This window comes from Helicobacter pylori, from assembly GCF_021062735.1.
In the GTDB taxonomy this organism is placed as follows: Bacteria; Campylobacterota; Campylobacteria; order Campylobacterales; family Helicobacteraceae; genus Helicobacter; species Helicobacter pylori_DN.
Window position 1 is genome coordinate 1 of sequence record NZ_JAHXLB010000010.1, and the last position, 24,340, is coordinate 24,340.

17 protein-coding genes and 2 pseudogenes are annotated in these 24,340 nt (G+C 39.5%); 16 read left to right on the forward strand and 3 right to left on the reverse strand.

Annotation, left to right across the window (positions count from 1 at the left end; all coding sequences use genetic code 11):
* The 3 genes and pseudogenes from KX581_RS05475 to KX581_RS05485 all read right to left on the reverse strand — a co-directional run.
* Nucleotides 1-193: pseudogene (locus tag KX581_RS05475) on the reverse strand (glycosyltransferase family 10 domain-containing protein); the annotation flags it as partial.
* Nucleotides 194-237: 44 nt separating this feature from the next.
* The gene (gene serB / locus KX581_RS05480; RefSeq protein ID WP_120873119.1) at nucleotides 238-861 is read right to left on the reverse strand and encodes a phosphoserine phosphatase SerB; all 624 of its coding nucleotides are present in this window, start codon (nucleotides 859-861) and stop codon (nucleotides 238-240) included.
* A 15-nt stretch (nucleotides 862-876) separates the two neighbouring features.
* A complete protein-coding gene (locus KX581_RS05485) occupies nucleotides 877-1,380 on the reverse strand; it encodes a ferritin (protein WP_000949189.1) in 504 nt (167 codons plus the stop codon).
* Between the two features lie 298 nt (nucleotides 1,381-1,678).
* Here KX581_RS05485 and mqnE point away from each other — a divergent pair, with 298 nt between their 5' ends.
* From mqnE to KX581_RS05565, 16 genes and pseudogenes are all read left to right on the forward strand, one after another.
* Nucleotides 1,679-2,761 (forward strand): aminofutalosine synthase MqnE, encoded by a 1,083-nt coding sequence (gene mqnE / locus KX581_RS05490; protein ID WP_231175793.1) that lies wholly within the window; start codon nucleotides 1,679-1,681, stop codon nucleotides 2,759-2,761.
* Between the two features lie 82 nt (nucleotides 2,762-2,843).
* Nucleotides 2,844-5,579: an outer membrane protein assembly factor BamA gene (gene bamA / locus KX581_RS05495; RefSeq protein ID WP_231175828.1), complete on the forward strand. Its 2,736-nt coding sequence runs from the start codon at nucleotides 2,844-2,846 to the stop codon at nucleotides 5,577-5,579.
* 1 nt (nucleotide 5,580) lies between these two features.
* The gene (locus tag KX581_RS05500) at nucleotides 5,581-6,642 is read left to right on the forward strand and encodes a dehypoxanthine futalosine cyclase (protein WP_162970564.1); all 1,062 of its coding nucleotides are present in this window, start codon (nucleotides 5,581-5,583) and stop codon (nucleotides 6,640-6,642) included.
* A gap of 5 nt (nucleotides 6,643-6,647) precedes the next feature.
* A complete protein-coding gene (locus KX581_RS05505) occupies nucleotides 6,648-7,949 on the forward strand; it encodes a M16 family metallopeptidase (protein ID WP_231175794.1) in 1,302 nt (433 codons plus the stop codon).
* Entirely contained in the window at nucleotides 7,949-9,373 is a 1,425-nt protein-coding gene (gene gatB, locus KX581_RS05510) for an Asp-tRNA(Asn)/Glu-tRNA(Gln) amidotransferase subunit GatB (protein WP_231175795.1), read from the forward strand. Before KX581_RS05505 ends, gatB begins: the two co-directional genes overlap by 1 nt.
* Complete coding sequence (locus KX581_RS05515) at nucleotides 9,373-10,620, forward strand: SurA N-terminal domain-containing protein (protein ID WP_120873123.1); 1,248 nt, start codon at nucleotides 9,373-9,375, stop codon at nucleotides 10,618-10,620. Before gatB ends, KX581_RS05515 begins: the two co-directional genes overlap by 1 nt.
* A gap of 10 nt (nucleotides 10,621-10,630) precedes the next feature.
* Complete coding sequence (locus tag KX581_RS05520) at nucleotides 10,631-11,638, forward strand: hypothetical protein (RefSeq protein WP_231175796.1); 1,008 nt, start codon at nucleotides 10,631-10,633, stop codon at nucleotides 11,636-11,638.
* Complete coding sequence (rnhA, locus tag KX581_RS05525) at nucleotides 11,639-12,070, forward strand: ribonuclease HI (protein WP_231175797.1); 432 nt, start codon at nucleotides 11,639-11,641, stop codon at nucleotides 12,068-12,070.
* A gap of 11 nt (nucleotides 12,071-12,081) precedes the next feature.
* Complete coding sequence (gene rnc, locus KX581_RS05530) at nucleotides 12,082-12,801, forward strand: ribonuclease III (RefSeq protein ID WP_231175798.1); 720 nt, start codon at nucleotides 12,082-12,084, stop codon at nucleotides 12,799-12,801.
* Nucleotides 12,798-13,895: a chorismate synthase gene (gene aroC, locus KX581_RS05535; RefSeq protein WP_231175799.1), complete on the forward strand. Its 1,098-nt coding sequence runs from the start codon at nucleotides 12,798-12,800 to the stop codon at nucleotides 13,893-13,895. The genes rnc and aroC overlap by 4 nt, the downstream gene beginning before the upstream one ends.
* A gap of 37 nt (nucleotides 13,896-13,932) precedes the next feature.
* Nucleotides 13,933-14,448, forward strand: a complete 516-nt coding sequence (locus KX581_RS05540) for a DUF2603 domain-containing protein (RefSeq protein ID WP_231175800.1) — start codon at nucleotides 13,933-13,935, stop codon at nucleotides 14,446-14,448.
* Complete coding sequence (gene hemN, locus KX581_RS05545; RefSeq protein ID WP_231175801.1) at nucleotides 14,448-15,821, forward strand: oxygen-independent coproporphyrinogen III oxidase; 1,374 nt, start codon at nucleotides 14,448-14,450, stop codon at nucleotides 15,819-15,821. The genes KX581_RS05540 and hemN overlap by 1 nt, the downstream gene beginning before the upstream one ends.
* A complete protein-coding gene (locus KX581_RS05550) occupies nucleotides 15,818-17,119 on the forward strand; it encodes a (Fe-S)-binding protein (protein ID WP_231175802.1) in 1,302 nt (433 codons plus the stop codon). Before hemN ends, KX581_RS05550 begins: the two co-directional genes overlap by 4 nt.
* 76 nt (nucleotides 17,120-17,195) lie before the next feature.
* A pseudogene (locus KX581_RS05555) lies at nucleotides 17,196-21,838 on the forward strand (type ISP restriction/modification enzyme).
* Nucleotides 21,839-22,081: 243 nt separating this feature from the next.
* Nucleotides 22,082-22,894, forward strand: coding sequence for an outer membrane protein (locus KX581_RS05560; protein WP_108539783.1), 813 nt, complete (start codon nucleotides 22,082-22,084; stop codon nucleotides 22,892-22,894).
* 158 nt (nucleotides 22,895-23,052) lie between these two features.
* Nucleotides 23,053-24,225: a pyridoxal phosphate-dependent aminotransferase gene (locus tag KX581_RS05565; protein WP_050840215.1), complete on the forward strand. Its 1,173-nt coding sequence runs from the start codon at nucleotides 23,053-23,055 to the stop codon at nucleotides 24,223-24,225.
* Nucleotides 24,226-24,340: the final 115 nt, after the last annotated feature.

The window sequence follows — 24,340 nt, forward strand, 5'->3', positions numbered from 1 at the left end:
TGTTGGGGTTTTGGTGGAGGGTGATTGCGTAGCGTTGGCTTAAGATAAAATAAAGAACGCTCTTTTTAAATTCTTTAATTTCTTTATCTCCCCACCAATTCGCCACAGCGATTTTTAGGGGGGGGGGAGATTTAGAGGCCATTTTTTCAATGGAAGCGCTTTCTACATAAGCGTCTAATAGGGGTTGGAACATGGTTATCCTTATGATTTAAAGGAGTATTTTACAAAAAAATTTTTTTAAATCAAAGGCTTGATTAGGGCTAAATCAGGCTCATTGATGCAATGCGTGGCGTGCTGTTTTAAAACCTCTTTAGCGTTGAAAGCGATTTTAATATGGGCATGTTTGAACATGCTCAAGTCATTCGCTCCATCGCCCACGACTAAAGTGTTCGTTTGACTGATATTTAATAAGCGTTGTAAGGAAAGGAGCATTTCGCCTTTAGAGTGTGAAAACATCATATGCCCGGTAACCAAGCCGTTTAAGGCGTTATTTTCCACTATCAGCGTGTTACTGAAAGCCGCATCTAAATTTAATAAATCCCTATAATAATTCGTCGCTAGATCAAAGCCCCCGCTGAAGCAAACCACCTTGTAATTTTTCTCTTTTAAGGCACTAATAAGCTCAAGCACCCCATCAAATAAAGGCAGATTTTCACAAACTTCTTTGGCTAGTTTTAAGGGCATGTTTTTGAGTTTAGACACCCTTAAAATAAGACTTTTATGAAAATCTGTCTCGCCATTCATAGCTTTCAAAGTGATCTTTTCCACTTCATCAAACACCCCCCACGCCCTCGCTAAAGACTCAATCGTCTCAGCATTGACTAGCGTGGAGTCAAAATCAAAAACGGCTAGTTTTTGCACTCAATGACCCTAAAATTAAGATTTCCTGCTTTTAGCGATCCCTTTGACATACTGATCAGCCAAATACAAGCCATGGTTTTCATTACCAATCAACTCAATTTTATCCAAAATATCCTTGAAAAGCACTTCTTCTTCATGCTGTTCAGACACATACCATTGCAAGAAATTGAAAGTCGCATGATCTTTGCCTTTTATGGCGTGATCGACGATATTATTAATAGACTCGCTGATGTGTTGCTCATGTTCATAGGCTTTTTGGAAAATTTGAGTCAAACCTTCAAACTTATGCTCAGGGGCGCTGATGCTGGTCAATTGCACAGGCACATTGTTTTCATTCAAGAAGATGATAAGCTTTTTGGCATGCTCGTATTCTTCAGCCGCATGATCAAACAAGAAAAGCCCCGCGCCATCTAAGCTATGGGTATAGCACCAAGAACTCATGCTCATATACAAGTTGGAAGAGTTCATTTCCTTATTCACTTGTTCGTTTAGCAACTTAATGATGTCTTTTGATAACATAGTATCTCCTTTGTGTTGGTTTAAGTTGTCCCATAATTATATCATAAATGATAATGAAAAAGTAAACAAGAGTATGAAAATTTTTAAAAACTTACAAAAATGAGAGAGAACACCAGCTAATGGCTTGACAGAGCTTAGATTTTATCATAAAAATCCTTTTAATGAGAATTAGGTGAAAAAAGGGGTTGGCACCAATTAGGAGGTTAAAAAGGGGGTATTATTATATAATGTATAAAAAGCATTCTTAAATCTAAAAATGCTACAATGTTTGTTTTTAAAACGAAAGGGCAATTCAACCATGGACTTTTTAGAAAAAGTATTAGACAATCAAGTTACTGAAAGTCAAGAATTAGTGAGGCTTTATGATTATGATTTATACACGCTAGGGGAAGTAGCGGATCGCATGCGCCAGAACATGCACCAAAAAATCGTGTATTTTAATGTCAATAGGCATTTAAACCCTAGCAATATTTGCGCGGACGCTTGTAAATTTTGCGCTTTTTCAGCCCACAGAAAAAACCCTAACCCTTATGAAATGAGCTTAGAAGAAATCCTAGAAAAGGTTAAAAACTCCTACAATAAGGGGATTAAAGAAGTCCATATAGTGAGCGCCCATAACCCTAATTACTCTTATGAATGGTATTTAAAGGTGTTTGAAACCATCAAGCAAGAAATGCCTAATTTGCATTTAAAGGCCATGACCGCTGCAGAAGTGCATTTTTTAAGCGCCAAATTCAACAAACCTTTTGAATTGGTGCTAGAAGACATGCTCAAAGCCGGGGTGGATTCCATGCCTGGTGGGGGAGCGGAGATTTTTGATGAAGAGATCAGGCGTAAAATCTGTAATGGTAAGGTGGGATCTTCTCGGTGGTTAGAAATCCATGCTTATTGGCACAAATTAGGCAAAATGAGTAACGCTACCATGCTTTTTGGGCATATTGAAAATAAAATCCATCGCATCGATCACATGCTAAGAATCAAAAAAATCCAAAGCCCTAAAGATAAAGTAGAAAATAAAGAAGGGGGCTTTAACGCTTTTATCCCTTTATTGTATCAAAAAGAAAACAATTATTTGAAAGTGGAAAAATCCCCTAGCGCGATAGAAATCTTAAAAACCATCGCCATATCTCGTATTCTTTTAAACAATGTCCCCCACATTAAAGCTTATTGGGCGACTTTGGGCTTGAATTTAGCTTTAGTGGCTCAAGAATTTGGTGCTAACGATTTAGACGGCACGATAGAGATAGAGAGCATTCAAAGTGCAGCAGGCGCGAAGAGCCGGCATGGTTTGGAAAAAGAAGATTTGATATTTAAAATCAAGGACGCTGGTTTTGTTGCGGTAGAAAGGGATAGTTTGTATAATTTTATACAAAAATTTTAATAATCTTTAGCGTTTTTAAGAATGATTAGTTATAATAACGCTACTAACAACACTCAAGCTAAAATCTATTAAGGAAATCAGTATTAAAAAATTAATTCTATCTTCTCTTGTTTTCGCATGTATCAATACCAGCGTTGAAGCTTTAGAAAATGACGGCTCTAAACCAAACGGTTTGACTCCACCAAAAGAAGCCTCTCAAGAATCTCAAAAAAATGAGACTCAAAGAAATGAAGCTCAAAACGAAACCTCTCAATCAAGTCAAACGCCTAAAGAAATGAAAGTCAAGTCCGTTTCTTATATCGGGCTTTCTTACATGTCTGACATGCTCGCTAATGAGATTGTAAAAATTCGTGTGGGCGATATTGTGGATTCTAAAAAAATAGACACCGCTGTTTTGGCTTTGTTCAATCAAGGGTATTTTAAAGATGTTTATGCCACTTTTGAAGGCGGCATATTAGAGTTTCATTTTGATGAAAAAGCCAGAATTGCCGGGGTAGAAATCAAGGGTTATGGGACTGAAAAGGAAAAAGACGGCTTAAAATCCCAAATGGGGATCAAAAAGGGCGACACCTTTGATGAGCAAAAATTAGAGCATGCTAAAACGGCTTTAAAAACCGCTTTAGAGGGGCAGGGCTATTATGGGAGCGTGGTGGAGGTGCGCACCCAAAAGGTCAGTGAGGGTGCGTTATTAATCGTGTTTGATGTGAATAGGGGGGATAGTATTTATATCAAACAATCCATTTATGAGGGAAGCGCGAAATTAAAACGCCGCATGATTGAATCTTTGAGTGCAAACAAGCAACGAGATTTCATGGGTTGGATGTGGGGCTTGAATGATGGGAAATTGCGTTTAGATCAATTAGAATACGATTCTTTGCGTATCCAAGATGTGTATATGCGTAGGGGTTACTTAGACGCTCATATTTCTTCGCCTTTTTTGAAAACGGATTTTTCTACCCATGACGCTAAGCTTCATTATAAAGTCAAAGAAGGGATCCAATACAGGATTTCAGACATTTTAATAGAGATTGACAACCCGGTAGTCCCCTTAAAAACCTTAGAAAAAGCGCTTAAAGTTAAAAGAAAAGATGTCTTTAATATTGAGCATTTAAGAGCGGATGCACAAATTTTAAAAACCGAAATTGCCGATAAGGGTTATGCGTTTGCGGTGGTGAAGCCAGACTTGGATAAAGATGAAAAAAACGGGCTTGTGAAAGTCATTTATCGTATTGAAGTGGGCGATATGGTGTATATCAATGATGTCATCATTTCAGGGAACCAGCGCACGAGCGATAGGATCATCAGAAGGGAGTTATTGTTAGGGCCTAAGGATAAATACAACTTGACCAAACTGAGAAATTCCGAAAATTCTTTAAGGCGTTTAGGGTTTTTCTCTAAAGTCAAAATTGAAGAAAAAAGGGTGAATAGCTCACTGATGGATTTGTTAGTGAGCGTAGAAGAGGGGCGCACTGGGCAGTTGCAATTTGGGTTAGGCTATGGCTCTTATGGAGGGCTTATGCTTAATGGGAGCGTGAGCGAAAGAAACCTTTTTGGCACAGGCCAAAGCATGAGCTTGTATGCTAACATCGCTACAGGGGGGGGCAGATCTTATCCTGGCATGCCAAAAGGAGCGGGGCGTATGTTTGCTGGGAATTTGAGCTTGACTAATCCAAGGATTTTTGACAGCTGGTATAGCTCTACGATCAATCTTTATGCGGATTACAGGATAAGCTACCAATACATCCAACAAGGCGGAGGCTTTGGGGTGAATGTCGGGCGCATGCTGGGTAACAGAACCCATGTGAGCTTAGGGTATAACTTGAATGTTACCAAGCTCCTTGGTTTCAGCAGCCCTTTATACAACCGCTACTATTCCTCTGTTAATGAAGTGGTTTCTCCAAGGCAATGTTCTACCCCCGCATCAGTGATTATCAACCGCTTATCAGGCGGTAAAACCCCCTTACAACCTGAAAGCTGTTCTAGCCCTGGAGCGATCACCACTTCACCAGAAATAAAAGGTATTTGGGATAGGGATTACCACACGCCTATCACTAGCTCTTTCACTCTTGATGTGAGCTATGACAACACCGATGATTATTACTTCCCTAGAAATGGGGTTATCTTTAGTTCCTATGCGACAATGTCTGGTTTGCCAAGCTCTGGCACGCTCAATTCGTGGAACGGGTTAGGCGGGAATGTCCGTAACACTAAAGTCTATGGTAAATTCGCCGCTTACCACCATTTGCAAAAATATTTATTGATAGATTTGATCGCTCGCTTTAAAACGCAAGGGGGCTATATCTTTAGGTATAACACCGATGATTACTTGCCCTTAAACTCCACCTTCTACATGGGGGGCGTAACCACGGTGAGAGGCTTTAGGAACGGATCGGTTACGCCTAAAGATGAGTTTGGCTTGTGGCTTGGAGGCGATGGGATTTTTACCGCTTCTACTGAATTGAGCTATGGGGTGTTAAAAGCGGCTAAAATGCGCTTAGCGTGGTTTTTTGACTTTGGTTTCCTAACCTTTAAAACCCCAACTAGGGGGAGTTTCTTCTATAACGCTCCCTTCACGACAGCGAATTTTAAAGATTATGGCGTTATAGGGGCTGGGTTTGAAAGAGCGACTTGGAGGGCTTCTACAGGCTTGCAGATTGAATGGATTTCGCCCATGGGGCCTTTGGTGTTGATTTTCCCTATAGCGTTTTTCAACCAATGGGGCGATGGCAATGGCAAGAAATGTAAAGGGCTATGCTTTAACCCTAACATGGACGATTACACGCAACATTTTGAATTTTCTATGGGAACAAGGTTTTAAAATGCGCATCAACAGAGAAGAAATTTTGGATTTAATGAAAAACGCGCCCTTGAAAGAATTGGGGCAAAAGGCTTTGAGAGTGAAGCAACGCTTGCACCCTGAAAACTTGACGACTTTTATTGTGGATAGGAATATCAATTACACCAATATTTGTTTTGTGGATTGCAAGTTTTGCGCGTTCAAACGCACCTTAAAAGAAAAAGACGCCTATGTGTTGAGCTATGAAGAAATTGATCAAAAGATTGAAGAATTGCTCGCTATTGGCGGCACGCAGATCCTTTTTCAAGGGGGGGTGCACCCGCAGCTAAAGATTGATTATTATGAGAATCTAGTCAGCCATATCGCTCAAAAATTCCCTACTATTACCATTCATGGTTTTAGCGCGGTTGAAATTGATTACATTTCTAAAATCTCTAAATTGTCTTTAAAAGAAGTTTTAGAAAGGTTGAAAAACGCTGGGTTAAGCTCCATTCCAGGAGCGGGAGCAGAAATACTAAGCGATAGGGTGCGCGATGTCATTGCTCCTAAAAAATTGAGCAGTGATCGGTGGATTGAAGTGCATAGAATGGCACACCTTTGTGGGATTAAAAGCACGGCTACCATGATGTTTGGGAGCGTGGATAATGAAGAAGATGTGGTGGAGCATCTACAAAGAGTGCGCGATTTGCAAGATGAAACCGGCGGCTTTAGGGCTTTTATTTTATGGAGTTTTCAGCCCGACAACACCCCTTTAAAAGAAGAAATCCCAAGTATTAAAAAAGCGAGTTCCAATCGGTATTTACGCTATTTGGCATGCAGTAGGATTTTTTTAGATAACATTCAAAACATACAAAGCTCATGGGTTACTCAAGGCTCTATGATAGGGCAGTTAGCCTTATTGTTTGGAGCGAATGATTTAGGGAGTGTGATGATGGAAGAAAATGTAGTGAAAGCGGCCGGAACGAGTTTTTGCATGAATGAAGCGGGAATGATAGAGCTTATTGAAGACATTGGGAGCGTGGCGGCTAAACGAAACACCGCTTATGAAATCTTAAAGCGTTATCCGGCTAAAGCAAAGGTATAAACAGCATGAAAAAAATTTTAATCACTTTATTATTAGGAGTTTTTATGGGGTTACAAGCGAGCGCTTTGACACACCAAGAAATCAATCAAGCTAAAGTCCCTGTGATTTATGAAGAAAACCATTTGTTGCCTATGGGGTTTATCCATTTAGCTTTTAGAGGGGGTGGGAGCTTAAGCGATAAAAACCAGTTGGGTTTGGCGAAATTATTCGCGCAAGTTTTAAACGAAGGCACTAAAGAGCTTGGTGCGGTGGGATTTGCGCAAGCGTTAGAGCAAAAAGCGATCAGTTTGAATGTGGATACCAGCACAGAAGATTTGCAAATCACTTTAGAATTTTTAAAAGAATACGAAGATGAAGCCATTACGTGCTTAAAAGAGCTTTTAAAATCCCCTAATTTCACTCAAAACGCTTTAGAAAAAGTCAAAACCCAAATGTTAGCCCAACTTTTACAAAAAGAAAGCGATTTTGATTATTTGGCTAAATTGACTTTAAAGCAAGAGCTTTTTGCTAACACCCCTTTAGCTAACGCAGCCTTAGGCACTAAAGAGAGCATTCAAAAAATCAAGCTAGACGATTTGAAACAGCAATTTGCTAAGGTCTTTGAACTCAATAAACTCGTGGTGGTGCTTGGGGGCGATTTGAAAATCGATCAAACCCTTAAGCGTTTGAATAACGCTCTTAATTTCTTGCCGCAAGGTAAAGCGTATGAAGAGCCTTATTTTGAAACGAGCGATAAAAAAAGCGAAAAAGTCCTCTATAAAGACACTGAACAGGCTTTCGTGTATTTTGGCGCGCCCTTTAAAATCAAGGATTTAAAACAGGATTTAGCGAAATCTAAAGTCATGATGTTTGTGCTTGGTGGGGGGTTTGGCTCTCGTTTGATGGAAAAAATCAGGGTTCAAGAGGGCTTGGCTTATAGCGTGTATATCCGTTCTAATTTTTCTAAAGTGGCACATTTTGCGAGCGGGTATTTGCAAACCAAGCTCAGCACTCAAGCTAAAAGCGTGGCCTTAGTTAAAAAAATAGTCAAAGAATTTATAGAAAAAGGCATGACGCAACAAGAATTAGACGACGCTAAAAAGTTTTTACTAGGCTCTGAGCCTTTAAGGAATGAAACGATCTCTAGCCGCTTGAACACCACTTACAATTATTTTTATTTGGGTTTGCCTTTAAATTTCAACCAAACGCTACTCAATCAAATCCAAAAAATGAGTTTGAAAGAAATCAATGATTTCATTAAAGCGCACACTGAAATCAATGATTTGACTTTTGCCATTGTGAGCAATAAAAAGAGTAAGGACAAATAATGCCATTTGAAGCTGTAATCGGGCTAGAAGTCCATGTCCAACTCAACACCAAAACCAAAATCTTTTGCTCTTGTTCTACAAGCTTTGGAGAAACCCCCAATTCTAACACCTGCCCTGTGTGTTTGGGTTTACCGGGAGCTTTGCCGGTATTGAATAAAGAAGTGGTCAAAAAAGCCATCCAATTAGGCACAGCCCTTGAAGCTCATATCAACCAGTATTCCATTTTTGCGAGGAAAAATTATTTTTACCCTGATTTGCCTAAGGCTTATCAAATTTCGCAGTTTGAAGTCCCCATTGTGAGCGATGGGAAGTTAGAGATTGACACCAAAGAGGGCGCAAAAATCGTGCATATTGAAAGGGCCCACATGGAAGAAGACGCCGGTAAAAATATCCATGAAGGTAGCTATTCTTTAGTGGATTTGAACCGCGCTTGCACCCCTTTATTAGAAATTGTCAGCAAGCCGGACATGAAAAATAGTGAAGAAGCCATAGCGTATTTGAAAAAGCTCCATGCTATCGTGCGTTTTATAGGGATTTCTGATGCGAACATGCAAGAGGGGAATTTCAGGTGCGATGCGAATGTGTCCATTAGACCCAAAGGCGATGAAAAGCTTTACACGAGGGTGGAGATTAAAAACCTAAATAGCTTTAGATTCATCGCTAAAGCGATTGAATACGAGATAGAGCGCCAAAGCGCGGCGTGGGAGAACGGGCGCTATAATGAAGAGGTGGTTCAAGAAACGCGCCTTTTTGACACCGCCAAAGGGATCACCCTTTCTATGCGCAATAAAGAAGAGTCAGCGGATTACCGCTATTTTAAAGATCCGGATTTGTATCCTGTTTTTATTGATGAGAAACTTTTAAAAGAAGCTCAAAAGATCAATGAATTGCCTAGTGCAAAAAAAACCCGCTACATGAAAGATTTTAACCTCAAAGAAGACGATGCGAATTTATTGGTGAGCGATCCTTTATTGGCGGAGTATTTTGAAAGCATGCTTAATCTTGGGGTTAAGGCTAAAACGAGCGTAACATGGCTTTGCGTGGAATTATTAGGGCGCTTGAAAGCCGAAACCACTTTAGAAAATTGCGGAGTTAGCGCTCATGCGCTAGGCACTTTAGCCAAACGCATTGATGAGGGCAAGATTTCAGGTAAGAGCGCTAAAGACGTGTTAGACAAGCTTTTAGAAGAGCGAGGGGGCGATGTGGATGCGCTCATTGAACAAATGGGATTGTCTCAAGTCAATGACACGGAATCGATTGTTAAAGTGGTAGAAGAGGTGCTTAAAAACAACGCTGATAAGGTGCTTGAATACAAAAGCGGTAAGGACAAGCTTTTTGGGTTTTTTGTAGGGCAAGCGATGAAAAATCTAAAAGGCGCTAATCCTAGCGTGGTGAATGCTATTTTGAAAGAGAAATTGGGTTGATGAGGAAAATTTTTTCTTATGTTTTGAAGGCTTTGTTGTTTATTGGGATCGTTTATGCAGAGCCGGAATCTAAAGTGGAAGCCTTAGAAGGGAGGAAGCAAGAGTCTTCTTTGGATAAAAAAATCCGCCAAGAGATAAAGAATAAGGATTTGAAAAATAAAAAAGAAGAAAAGAAAAACCCCGCAGAAAAGAAAGAAATAAAAGCCAAAAGAAAGCCCAGAGCAGAAGTCCATCATGGGGATGCCAAAAATCCCACTCAAAAAATAACGCCTTCTAAAATCAAAGAGGGCGCTAAAGGGGTTCAAAATCAAGGCACGCAAAATCAAGGCGTTCAAAATAACGCGCCAAAACTTGAAGAAAAAGAGACAACCTCTCAAACTCTTGAAAAAAATAAGGGGACAAGCCCTAGCTCTCAATTCAATTCTATTTTTGGTAATCCTAATAACGCTACCAACAACACCCTTGAAGATAAGGTCGTAGGGGGCATTTCATTGCTTGTTAATGGCTCGCCTATCACGCTGTATCAAATCCAAGAAGAGCAAAAAAAATCTAAAGTGAGCAAAGCTCAAGCCAGGGATCGTTTGATTGCGGAGCGCATTAAAAACCAAGAAATTGAGCGCTTAAAAATCCATGTAGATGATGACAAGTTAGACCAAGAAATGGCGATGATGGCGCAACAGCAAGGCATGGATTTGGATCATTTCAAACAAATGCTTATGGCTGAGGGGCATTATAAACTCTATAGAGATCAGCTTAAGGAGCATTTAGAAATGCAAGAATTGTTGCGTAATATCTTGCTCACGAATGTGGATACCAGCTCTGAAACTAAAATGCGCGAATATTACAACAAGCACAAGGAGCAATTCAGTATCCCCACTGAAATAGAAACCGTTCGCTACACTTCCACCAACCAAGAGGATTTAGAAAGGGCTATGGCAGACCCTAATTTGGAAATTCCAGGGGTGAGTAAGGCTAATGAAAAAATAGAGATGAAAACCCTAAACCCTCAAATCGCTCAAGTCTTTATCTCGCATGAGCAAGGCACTTTTACGCCCGTTATGAATGGAGGTGGGGGGCAGTTTATCACCTTTTATATCAAGGAAAAAAAGGGTAAAAACGAAGTGAGTTTCAGTCAAGCCAAGCAATTTATCGCCCAAAAATTAGTGGAAGAATCCAAAGATAAGATTTTAGAAGAGCATTTTGAAAAGTTGCGCGTTAAGTCTAGGATTGTGATGATTAGAGAGTGATTTTTAGATTGTGCAACACTTCAATTTTCTCTATAAAGATTCTTTATTTTCTATCGCTTTATTCACTTTCATTATCGCTCTTGTGATTCTGTTAGAACAGGCTAGGGCGTATTTCACCCAAAAGAAAAACAAAAAATTTTTACAAAAATTCGCCCAAAATCAAAACGCTTATGCGGGCAGTGAGAATTTAGACGAGCTTTTAAAGCATGCTAAAATTTCCAGTTTGATGTTTTTAGCCAGAGCGTATTCTAAAGCGGATGTGCAAATGAGTATTGAAATCTTAAAAGGGCTTTTGAATCGCTCCTTAAAAGATGAAGAAAAAATCGCTGTTTTAGATTTATTAGCCAAAAATTATTTTAGTGTGGGGTATTTGCAAAAAACAAAGGACACCGTGAAAGAAATTTTGCGCTTTTCCCCAAGGAATGTGGGAGCGTTGTTGAAACTTTTGCATGCGTATGAATTAGAAAAAGACTATTCAAAGGCTTTAGAGACTTTGGAATGTTTGGAAGAATTAGAAGTGGTTGAAATTGAAACGATTAAAAATTACCTTTATCTCATGCATTTAATAGAGAACAAAGAAGATGCGAGTAAAATGTTGCATGTGGCAAAAAATTCGCCAGATTTGAAAAAAATCGCTTTGAATTATTTAAAATCTTATGATGAAAATCTTTTTTGGCAAGAGATTGATACAACCGAACGGCTAGAAAATGTGATCGATCTTTTATGGGATATGAATATCCCTGCTTTTATTTTAGAAAAACACGCCCTTTTGCAAGACATTGCGCGATCTCAAGGGCTGCTTTTGGATAACAAACCTTGCCAAGTTTTTGAATTAGAGGTTTTACGCGCTCTATTGAATAGCCCTATAAAAGCGAGTCTGACTTTTGAATACCGCTGCAAGCATTGCAAACAAATCTTTCCTTTTGAAAGCCATAGGTGTCCTGTGTGTTACCAGTTAGCGTTTATGGATATGGTGCTTAAAATTTCCAGAAAAACGCATGTTATGGGAGTGGATTGAATGCAAGAAATTGAAATTTTTTGCGATGGCTCTTCTTTAGGCAATCCCGGTCCAGGTGGGTATGCGGCGATTTTACGCTATAAAGATAAAGAAAAAACCATCAGTGGGGGCGAAGAATTCACCACGAATAACCGCATGGAATTAAGAGCGCTCAATGAGGCGTTAAAAGTTTTGAAACGCCCATGCCGTATCACGCTTTATAGCGATTCGCAATACGTGTGCCAAGCAATCAATATGTGGCTAGCTAACTGGCAAAAAAAGAATTTTTCTAAAGTTAAAAATGTGGATCTATGGAAAGAATTTTTAAAAGTCTCTAAAGGGCATTTGATTGTGGCGGTGTGGATCAAGGGGCATAATGGGCATGCCGAGAATGAACGATGCGATAGCCTCGCTAAATTAGAGGCGCAAAAACGGATCAAAACGACCATTTAAAGGGAAAAATGATGAAAAACAAACGCTCTCAAAATAGCCCTTACATAACGCCTAATAGCTCTTATACGATGTTAGAAAAAGCTTTGGGGTATTCTTTTAAAGACAAGCGTTTATTGGAGCAAGCTTTAACGCATAAATCATGCAAGCTCGCTTTAAACAATGAACGCTTGGAATTTTTAGGCGATGCGGTGTTGGGTTTGGTGATAGGGGAGTTGCTATACCATAAATTCTATCAATACGATGAGGGCAAACTCTCTAAATTAAGGGCTTCTATTGTGAGCGCGCATGGTTTTACTAAATTAGCGAAAGCGATTGCTTTACAAGATTATTTGCGCGTTTCTTCTTCTGAAGAAATTTCTAAGGGGAGAGAAAAACCCTCTATTCTATCAAGCGCTTTTGAGGCTTTAATGGCTGGGGTGTATTTAGAAGGGGGGTTAGCTAAGGTGCGCAAAATCATGCAAAATTTACTCAATCGCGCTTACAAGCGTTTGGATTTGGAGCATTTGTTTATGGACTATAAAACCGCTTTGCAGGAATTAACCCAAGCGCAATTTTGCGTGATCCCCACTTACCAATTGCTCAAAGAAAAAGGCCCCGATCACCATAAAGAATTTGAAATGGCTCTATACATTCAAGATAAAATGTATGCGACCGCTAAAGGCAAAAGCAAAAAAGAAGCCGAACAGCAATGCGCTTATTATGCGCTTCAAAAACTGAAGGAAGCAAAATGAACACTTTAGGGCGTTTTTTAAGGCTAACGACCTTTGGGGAATCGCATGGGGATGTGATAGGGGGGGTATTAGACGGCATGCCTAGCGGGATTAAAATAGACTATGAATTATTAGAAAATGAAATGAAGCGCCGCCAAGGGGGGAGGAATGTTTTCACCACGCCACGAAAAGAAGACGATAAAGTGGAAATAACAAGCGGGGTTTTTGAAGATTTTAGCACAGGGACGCCCATAGGGTTTTTAATCCACAACCAAAGGGCTAGGAGTAAGGATTACGATAATATTAAAAACCTTTTTAGGCCTAGCCATGCGGATTTCACTTATTTTCATAAATACGGCATCAGAGATTTTAGGGGTGGGGGGAGGAGTTCGGCTAGAGAGAGCGCTATAAGAGTGGCTGCTGGGGCGTTTGCTAAAATGCTTTTAAGAGAAATCGGTATTGTTTGTGAAAGCGGGATTATGGAAATAGGGGGTATTAAAGCCAAAAATTATGATTTCAATCACGCCTTAAAAAGCGAGATTTTTGCCCTAGATGAAGAGCAAGAAGAAGCGCAAAAAACAGCCATTCAAAACGCTACCAAAAACCACGATAGCATAGGGGGCGTGGCTTTGATTAGAGCAAGGAGTGTAAAAACCAATCAAAAGCTCCCCATTGGCTTAGGTCAAGGGCTATACGCTAAATTAGACGCTAAAATCGCTGAAGCGATGATGGGGCTTAACGGGGTGAAAGCGGTTGAAATAGGCAAGGGGGTAGAAAGCTCTTTACTAAAAGGCTCAGAGTATAATGATTTAATGGATCAAAAGGGGTTTTTGAGCAATCGTAGCGGTGGGGTTTTAGGGGGCATGAGCAATGGGGAAGAAATTATTATAAGAGTGCATTTTAAACCCACGCCAAGCATTTTCCAACCTCAACAAACCATAGACATTAATAATAACGAATGCGAATGCTTGTTAAAGGGCAGGCATGATCCTTGCATTGCGATTAGAGGGAGTGTGGTGTGTGAGAGTTTGCTTTCATTGGTGTTAGCTGATATGGTATTACTCAATTTGACTTCAAAAATAGAGTATTTAAAAACGATTTATAATGAGAATTAAACGAAATTGGATACAATCAGCTTAAAAAGGATATAAAGTGGAAAAATTACCTAAAAAACGAGTTTCTAAAACCAAATCACAAAAACTTATCCATAGCTTAACAACCCAAAAAAACAGAGCCTTTCTCAAAAAAATCAGTGCTAGTGAAATGCTTTTAGAGTTAGAAAAAGGGGCGTTTAAAAAAAATGAAGCTTACTTTATTTCTGATGAAGAAGATAAAAATTATGTTTTAGTGCCAGATAATGTGATTTCTCTTTTGGCAGAAAACGCCAGAAAGGCTTTTGAAGCCAGGCTTAGGGCGGAATTAGAAAGGGATATTATCACCCAAGCGCCGATTGATTTTGAAGACGTGCGCGAAGTTTCCTTGCAACTATTAGAAAATTTACGCCAAAAAGACGGGAATTTGCCCAATATCAACACCTTAAACTTTGTCAAACAAATCAAAAAAGAACACCCTAATTTATTTTTTAATTTTGATACCATGTTCAAACAACCCCCTTTTAATGAAAATAATTTTGAAAATTTTGACAATAGCGATGAGGAAAATTTTTAATGCAAACCATTGATTTTGAAAAATTTTCACAATATTCAAAGCCCGGCCCACGATACACCAGCTACCCAACGGCGGTGGAATTTAAAGAAGATTTTAATGAAGAGAGCTTGAAAACGGCGTTTTTTAACCATGACCATCTCAAAAACCCCATGCCCTTATCGCTTTATACGCATTTGCCCTTTTGCAGGAGCGCGTGCTATTTTTGCGCTTGTTCAGTCATTTACACGAGCTTAGAAGAGAAAAAAACCCGCTATATCAGCTACCTTAAAAAAGAACTCGCCCTTTTAAAAAATGCGATGGATACCAACAGAGAAGTGGCGCAATTCCACTATGGAGGCGGCACGCCGACCTTTTTTTCGCCCACTCAATTAGATGAAATCACCCAAAGCATTCAAGAAGTTTTCCCTAATTTCAGTCAAGATATTGAGATGAGTTGCGAGATTGATCCTAGGCATTTCACTAAAGAACACATGCAAACCTTGTTTGATAGGGGGTTTAACCGCTTGAGTTTTGGGGTGCAGGATTTTGATTTTGAGGTTCAAAAAGCCATTCATAGGATCCAGCCTTTTGAAATGGTTCAAGAATCCGTGAAGCTCGCCAGAGATTACGGCATCAAATCCATTAATTTTGATTTGATTTATGGCTTACCCAACCAGACTAAAGAGAGTTTTTTAAAAACTTTGGAATGGGTTTTGAAATTAGATCCGGACCGATTAGCGGTGTTCAATTACGCGCATGTGCCTTGGGTGAAAAAAACGATGCGTAAAATTGATGAAACCTTATTGCCAAGCCCTAGAGACAAGCTAGAGATTTTAGAAGCTCTTATCAGTTTTTTAGAAAAAGCCAACTACCAAATGATAGGCATGGATCATTTCGCTAAAAGCGATAATGAATTGTATCTAGCCCTTCAAAAAGCAGAATTGCGCCGTAATTTTCAAGGCTATACCACGAAAAAATTCACTCAAACCATTGGCATTGGCGTTACAAGCATCGGCGAAGGGGGCGATTATTACACGCAAAATTATAAAGACTTGCACCACTATGAAAAAGCCCTTGATTTGGGGCATTTACCGGTAGAAAGAGGTGTAGCGCTCAGTCAAGAAGATGTTTTAAGAAAAGAAGTGATCATGCAGATGATGAGTAATTTAAAATTGGATTACTCTAAGATTGAAGAAAAATTTTCTGTTGATTTTAAAGCGCATTTTAAAAAAGAATTAGAAAAATTAAAGCCTTATGAAGAAGCGGGCTTGCTTTCTTTCAATTCTAAAGGCTTTGAGATGACAAGGACAGGGGGCATGCTCGTAAGAAACATGGCTATGGAGTTTGACGCGTATTTGCGTGGGGGCGAAAAACATTTCAGTAAAACGCTATGAATGAAAATATTAATGAAAATATCTTTGAAGAAGTAGGGGACGCTTGCGTTAAATGTGCTAAATGCGTGCCAGGCTGCACGATATACCGCATTCATAAAGATGAGGCGACTTCGCCTAGGGGCTTTTTAGATTTGATGCGCCTAAACGCTCAAAACAAGCTCCAATTAGACACGAATTTAAAACACCTTTTAGAAACTTGTTTTTTATGCACCGCTTGTGTGGAAATTTGCCCTTTTCATTTGCCCATAGACACCTTAATAGAAAAAGCCAGAGAAAAAATCGCTCAAAAATACGGCATCGCTTGGTATAAAAAATCCTATTTTTCCCTTTTAAAAAACCGCAAAAAAATGGATAGGGTGTTTTCAACTGCGCATTTTTTAGCCCCTTGTATCTTCAAGCAAGTGGGGGATAGCTTAGAGCCTAGAGTGGTGTTTAAAGGCTTGTTCAAACGCTTTAAAAAAAGTGCGTTGCCTCCCTTAAATCAAAAAAGTTTTTTACAAAAGCATGCAGAGGTTAAGCCTTTAGAAAAACCCATTCAAAAAGTGGCGATCTTTATAGGGTGCTTGAGCAATTACCATTACCAGCAAGTGGGGGAAAGCTTGTTGTATATTTTAGAAAAACTCAACATTCAAGCGATCATCCCTAAGCAAGAATGCTGCTCAGCGCCTGCGTATTTTACCGGCGATAAAGACACCACGCTTTTTTTAGTGAAAAAAAACATAGAATGGTTTGAAAGCTATTTAGATAAAGTGGATGCGATCATTGTGCCTGAAGCCACATGCGCTAGCATGCTCATCAATGATTATTACAAGGTGTTTTTAGGCGAAAAAGATAAGGATTTGTATGTGAAGCGCTTGGAAAAAATCACGCCCAAAATCTATCTGGCGAGCGTGTTTTTAGAGAAACACACCTCCTTAAAAAGTCTTTTAGAAAAAATCCCTAAGGGAAAAAAAGAGGCTATCACCTATCATAACCCTTGCCATGCTAAAAAAACCCTAAACGCTCATAAAGAAGTGCGCAATTTGCTCAATACGCATTATGAAATTAAAGAAATGCCGGACAATTGTTGCGGTTTTGGGGGGATTACGATGCAAACCGAAAAGGCGGAGTTTTCTTTAAAAGTGGGGCTTCTTAGGGCTAAAGAAATCATAGACACCAAAGCTAGAATTTTGAGCGCAGAATGTGGGGCATGCCATATGCAATTAAACAACGCTCTAAAGTCTTTAGACAACCCTAACACCCCGCCATTTTCACACCCTTTAGAACTCATCGCTAAAGCCTTAAAAAGCGCTGAATAAAAAGCCTTTTTAACCCCACTTTCCAACATCTTTTTATATAATACAGAGCTTTAACACCACTATCAAGGAATGAAAAATGCAAGAAATCAGCGCCTATAAACTCATCAAAGAAAAACTGCAAGCCATACCTAACCTTCGCCATAAAGGGAGCTTGTTTGAAAAGCTTTCTAAGCGTTTTTTAATAGAGCATGACAGCGCTAACGAATACGAGTCTATTGATCTTTGGAGCGATTTTAAATTAAGGGGGAATGAGGGCGATAGGGGGATTGATATGGTGATCACAACGACTTCAAAAGAATACATCGCCGTGCAATGCAAATTCCATCAAGACAGCATCTCATATAACGACATTTCAACTTTTTTAAGTCAATTACAAGCTGGGGTAGGCGAGGTTAGGTTTAAAAAAGGGATCATCATCTCCACTTCTAAATTAACCTCAACCGCTCTTGAAGAAATTGAACAAATCAGAAGCACAGGAATGGGTATTGATATTGATGAAATCACTGAAGAGGATTTTATCTATTCTCAGATTGATTGGGAAAAGTTTGATCCTATGCAAACGCAAAGCGAACTCCCCTTATGCGATAAGAAAAAGCCGCGCTCCCACCAAATAGAAGCCATAAACGCCACTAAAGAGTATTTTTCTGACCCTAAAAACGCTAGAGGCAAGCTCATTATGGCATGCGGGACCGGCAAAACCTACACTTCTTTAAAAATCATGGAAGCTTTAGACCCTAAGATCACGCTTTTTTTAGCGCCAAGCATCGCCTTGCTTTCTCAAACTTTTAGAGAATACGCGCAAGAAAAGAGCGAGCCTTTTTACGCTTCTATCGTGTGCAGCGATGATAAAGTCGGGAAAGGTAAGAAAAATAAAAGCGATGATGACACAGATGACATCAATTTTTCTGAGCTTCCTTTAAAGCCCTCCACCCGCCTTGAAGACATTTTAAGCGTTCACAAAAAAGCGCAAAAAGAAAACAAGCGCTTCATTATTTTTTCAACTTATCAAAGCGCGTTGCGTATTAAAGAAGCACAAGAAGCGGGATTAGGCGAAATTGATCTTGTCATTTGCGATGAAGCCCACAGAACGGTAGGGGCTATGTATTCTAGTAATGAAAGGGACGATAAAAACGCTTTCACGCTTTGCCATAGCGATGGAAATATCAAGGCTAAAAAACGCTTTTATATGACCGCCACGCCTAAAGTTTATAGCGAAAGCTCTAAAGCTAAAGCCAAAGAAAGCGATAATGTTATCTATTCTATGGACGATGAAGAGATTTTTGGCGAAGAAATCTATACGCTCAATTTTTCAAAAGCGATCGCTTTGGATCTCTTAACAGACTACAAAGTCATCATTTTAGCGGTGCGAAAAGAAAATTTAAGCGGCGTTACTAACAGCGTGAATAAAAAGATCAGTCGGCTTGAAGCCGAAGGCACTAAATTAGATAAAAAGCTCATCAATAACGAATTTGTTTGTAAGATTATCGGCACTCATAAAGGGTTAGCCAAGCAGGATCTAATCGTTTTAGATGAGGAAAACAAAGAAGATCACAACTTGCAAAACCAATACGACACCGCTCCTTCTCAAAGAGCCATAAACTTTTGTAAAAGCATTAACACGAGCAAGAACATTAAAGAATCCTTTGAAACGATCATGGAATGCTATGATGAAGAGCTGAAGAAAAAGAGTTTTAAAAACCTAAAAATCAGCATCGATCACATTGATGGCACCATGAATTGTAAGGATAGGCTTGAAAAATTAGAAAACTTGAACCAATTCAAGCCCAACACTTGCAAGGTTTTAAGCAACGCTAGGTGTTTGAGCGAAGGGGTGGATGTCCCAGCGCTTGATAGCATTGTCTTTTTTGATGGCAAAAGCGCGATGGTGGATATTATCCAAGCGGTGGGTAGGGTGATGCGCAAAGCCAAACGCAAGAAAAGAGGCTATATCATTTTGCCTATCGCTTTAGAAGAGAGTGAAATCCAAAACCTAGATGAAGCCGTCAATAACACCAATTTCAAAAACATTTGGAAAGTGATAAAAGCCTTAAGAAGCCATGACCCAAGCCTGGTTGATGAAGCCACTTTTAAAGAAAAAATCAAAATCTTTGGGAGCGATGATAACAAAAAGCAAAACGATGAAAAAACCCTTTTTGACGCTATCTTATTGCAAGATCTAGCGGACGCTGTGTATAATGTCATGCCCACTAAATTAGGGGGACAGGAATTATTGGGAAAATTTCACCAAAAAAACGGGCAACATCGCAAGGACCTTGAACAACCGCCTAAAAATGATTTTTGACAAAAACCCTGAAATTTTCCACGGCTTTTTGGATTCCTTAAGAGGCAATATCCATCAAAACATCAAAGAAGATGAAGCCTTGGATATGATCACCTCTCATATCATCACTAAGCCCATTTTTGATGCGATTTTTGGGGACAATATCAAAAACCCTATCGCAAAAGCCTTGGATAAAATGGTTCAAAAACTCTCCACTCTAGGCTTAGAAGGGGAAACTAAAGATCTTAAAAACCTCTATGAAAGCGTGAAAACCGAAGCAATGCACGCTAAAAGCCAAAAAAGCCAGCAAGAACTCATTAAAAACCTCTACAACACTTTCTTTAAAGTAGCCTTTAAAAAGCAAAGCGAAAAACTAGGGATCGTTTATACGCCCATAGAAGTGGTGGATTTCATTTTAAGAGCCACTAACGGCATTTTGAAAAAGCATTTCAATACGGATTTTAACGATCAAAACATCACGATTTTTGACCCATTCACCGGCACCGGGAGTTTTATCGCTCGTTTGCTTTCTAAAGAAAACGCGCTCATTAGCGATGAAGCCTTAAAAGAGAAATTTCAAAAAAATTTGTTCGCTTTTGACATCGTGCTTTTATCTTATTATATCGCTTTAATCAATATCACTCAAGCCGCGCAAAATAGGGACAGCTCGTTAAAAAATTTCAAAAATATCGCGCTCACGGACAGCCTAGATATTTATGAAGAAAAAAACGATAAGGGGGTGTTCGATCTCTTTAAGGATTTGGAAGAAAACAAAGACATCAAAGACACTCTGGCCGGCCAAAATATCAGAGTCATCATCGGCAACCCGCCTTATTCAGCCGGCGCTAAAAGCGAAAACGATAACAACCAAAACCTTTCACACCCTAAGCTTGAAAAAAGGGTTTATGAAAAATACGGCAAAAATTCCACCGCCAAAGTGGGGGCAACCACACGAGACACGCTCATTCAAAGCATCTACATGGCAAGCGAACTTCTTAAAGATAGGGGGGTGCTAGGCTTTGTGGTGAATGGGAGTTTTATTGACTCTAAAAGCACAGACGGATTCAGAAAAAGCGTGGCGAAAGATTTTGCGCATCTTTATGCGCTGAATTTGAGGGGCAATCAGCGGACTTCAGGGGAAGTGTCAAAAAAAGAGGGAGGGAAAATCTTTGATAGCGGATCGAGGGCGACGGTATCGATTATCTTTTTTGTGAAAGATAAGAGCGTAAACAACAATACAATCCATTACTATGAAGTGGAAGATTATTTGAAAAGAGAAGCCAAACTCAACTTGCTCGCCAATTTTGAAAATTTAGATTCGGTGCCTTTTAAGGAAATCACCCCGAATAATAAAGGCGATTGGATCAACCAAAGGAACGACGGCTTTGAAAAGCTCATCCCTTTAAAAAGAGACAAAAATCTCCAAAACCCTAGCATTTTTGACATCAATTCTAGCGGCGTGAAAAGCGAGCGTGATCCTTGGGTGTATAACTTTTCTCCAGAAGCTTTAATGCAAAATGTGCAAAAATGCATTGAGACTTATAACGCTGATTTGAAGCGCTTCAATGCGGTTTTTAGGGAAGCCTTCAAACAACGCACTCAAGGCGTCAAATCAGGCGATCTTTATAAACAACTTAATGATAAAGAAATCACCACCGATAAAACGAAAATCGCTTGGACTTGTAGCTTGAAACAAGAATTTATCAAAAATAAAAATCTGCAAGAAAGCAGAAAGGAGAGCGCGCGGTTGGCGTTGTATCGCCCTTTTAATAAACAATGGCTTTATTTTGATAAAAATTTAAATGAAAGCCAATATCAATTGCCAAAAATTTTCCCGGATAAAAGCACTCAGAATGTGGTGATCAATACCGGTGTGGGTAATGGCAAGGATTTTAGCACTCTTGTAAGCGATTGTATTTCTGATTATAATTTGATCTCGCCCAATCAAGCTTACCCCTTGTATTATTACGACGATTTGGGGAACCGCTATAACGCTATCAGCGGCTATGCGCTCAACCTCTTTAGGAGGCATTATAAAGATAATGCTATTACTGAAGAAGAGATTTTTTATTACATTTATGCGATTTTCCACCATAAAGGCTATTTGGAAAAATACAAAAATTCCCTCGCCAAAGAAGCGCCGCGCATCGCTTTGAGCGAGGATTTTAAAGAACTCTCTACTCTTGGCAAGGAATTAGGAGAGTTGCATTTGAACTATGAGAGCGGGGAAATGCACACAAGCGTTAAATACACCACACTGATGAACGCCGAAGTGGGAGGCTATTATGATGTGGTTAAAATGAAAAAGGATAAAAAAAAACAACCCGAACGATTACGCCGGCGGCAAATATGTTTTTGAACTCCTTTGTAGGGTCATCAAACTCTCTGAAAAAAGCGTGGATTTGATAGAAAAGATCAGCATGAAGAGGTTTGAGTGAATAACCAACAAAAAAAAGAGTCAATAAAAAGGGTATAAGAGGGCGTGAAAACAAACGCTTTTTATCCCAACCTATCCCAAAATCCCCCAAAAACAGAAAAAATCACCGAGTCAAACCGCTAAAACCCCCTAGAAAATTTAAAATTTTAAGTTTTAGGGGTGTTTTTCTTAAGAATTTAGGTTTTTTATAGATTATTATGTTATTATTATACGAAATGTAGACTTTTAGAAGGAAAAATGTTGTATGAAAAAGTTTGTAGTGTTTAAAACGCTCTGTTTATCGGTAGTGTTAGGTAATAGTCTTTTGGCAGCAGAAGGTAGCACAGAAGTGCAAAAGCAATTGGAAAAGCCAAAAGAGTATAAAGTAGTGAAAGGCGAGAAAAACGCTTGGTATTTGGGGATTAGCTATCAAGTCGGTCAGGCTTCGCAAAGCGTTAAAAACCCCCCCAAAAGCAGTGAATTTAACTATCCTAAGTTCCCTGTGGGTAAAACCGACTATCTAGCCGTTATGCAAGGCTTAGGGCTTACTGTGGGTTATAAGCAGTTTTTCGGGGAAAAGAGATGGTTTGGTGCGCGCTATTACGGCTTCATGGATTATGGGCATGCCGTGTTTGGAGCGAACGCTTTGACATCAGATAATGGTGGGGTGTGTGAGCTTCACCAACCATGTGCGACCAAAGTAGGGACAATGGGCAATCTGTCTGACATGTTCACTTATGGTGTGGGTATTGACACTTTATACAATGTCATCAATAAGGAGGATGCGAGTTTTGGATTCTTTTTTGGGGCTCAAATTGCGGGTAACTCTTGGGGGAATACGACAGGGGCCTTTTTGGAAACTAAAAGCCCTTACAAGCACACCTCCTATAGCCTTGATCCGGCGATTTTCCAGTTCCTTTTTAATTTAGGGATTCGCACCCATATTGGCCGACACCAAGAATTTGACTTTGGCGTGAAGATTCCCACTATCAATGTTTATTATTTTAACCATGGGAATTTGAGCTTCACTTACCGCCGTCAATACAGCCTTTATGTAGGGTATCGTTACAATTTCTGATTTAAAACGCTTGTTTTTCTCTAATTGGATTTTCAATTAGAGTTTTCTCGCATAAACCACCGCTTTCTTTTGAAACATTTTTAAAAGTTTTTTGAAAATTAGAATTAAAATCTTTTTGATCATGTTATGATAGTTCAAAAAATTAACAAGGATTAAGCATGTTATATTCCTCTAAAATCCAATCCCTTTCAGAATCCACAACGATCGCTATCAGCACACTCGCTAAAGAATTAAAATCGCAAGGAAAAGATATTTTAAGTTTTTCAGCGGGCGAGCCTGATTTTGACACCCCGCAAGCGATTAAAGATGCGGCTATAAAAGCCCTAAATGACGGCTTTACAAAATACACTCCAGTGGCTGGGATTCCTGAATTACTCAAAGCGATCGCTTTTAAATTGAAAAAAGAAAACAACTTGGATTATGAGCTGAGTGAAATTTTAGTGAGTAATGGCGCTAAGCAAAGCTTGTTCAATGCGATTCAAGCTTTAATAGGGGAGGGCGATGAGGTGATTATCCCTGTGCCTTTTTGGGTAACTTACCCTGAGCTTGTGAAATACAGCGGAGGGGTGAGTCAATTCATTCAAACCGATGAAAAAAGCCATTTTAAAATCACCCCCAAGCAACTTAAAGACGCTTTAAGCCCCAAAACAAAAATGCTCATTCTCACCACCCCATCAAACCCTACCGGCATGCTTTATAGTAAGGCGGAATTAGAGGCTTTAGGCGAAGTTTTAAAAGACACTCTAATTTGGGTGCTTAGCGATGAAATTTATGAAAAGCTTGTTTATAAGGGGGAGTTTGTTTCTTGCGCAGCGGTGAGTGAAGAGATGAGCAAACGCACCATTACCATTAATGGCTTGAGCAAGTCAGTAGCGATGACAGGTTGGCGTATGGGCTATGCGGCGAGCAAGGATAAAAAGTTAGTCAAATTGATGAATAACTTGCAAAGCCAATGCACTTCCAATATCAATTCTATCACGCAAATGGCTTCTATTGTGGCACTTGAGGGGTTGGTGGATAAAGAAATTGAAACGATGCGTCAGGCTTTTGAAAAACGCTGTGATTTAGCCCATGCAAAAATCAATGCGATTGGAGGGCTGAGTGCTTTAAAACCTGATGGGGCGTTTTATTTGTTTATCCATATCGGTAGCCTTTGTGGGGGGGATTCAATGCGATTTTGCCATGAGTTGTTAGAAAAAGAAGGCGTAGCGTTAGTGCCTGGAAAGGCTTTTGGATTGGAAGGCTATGTTCGTTTGTCTTTTGCATGCTCAGAAGAACAGATTGAAAAGGGGATTGAACGCATCGCTCGCTTTGTCAAATCAAAGGGATAAAAAATTGGTATTTAAAAAAGGAGGGACTTAATCTTGTTTGGAATTTGATATTGTGGTTAGTGGCATAGCGTGGTATAATGGTTTGATTTAAAAGTTTGAAAAGTGCAGTTTTCAT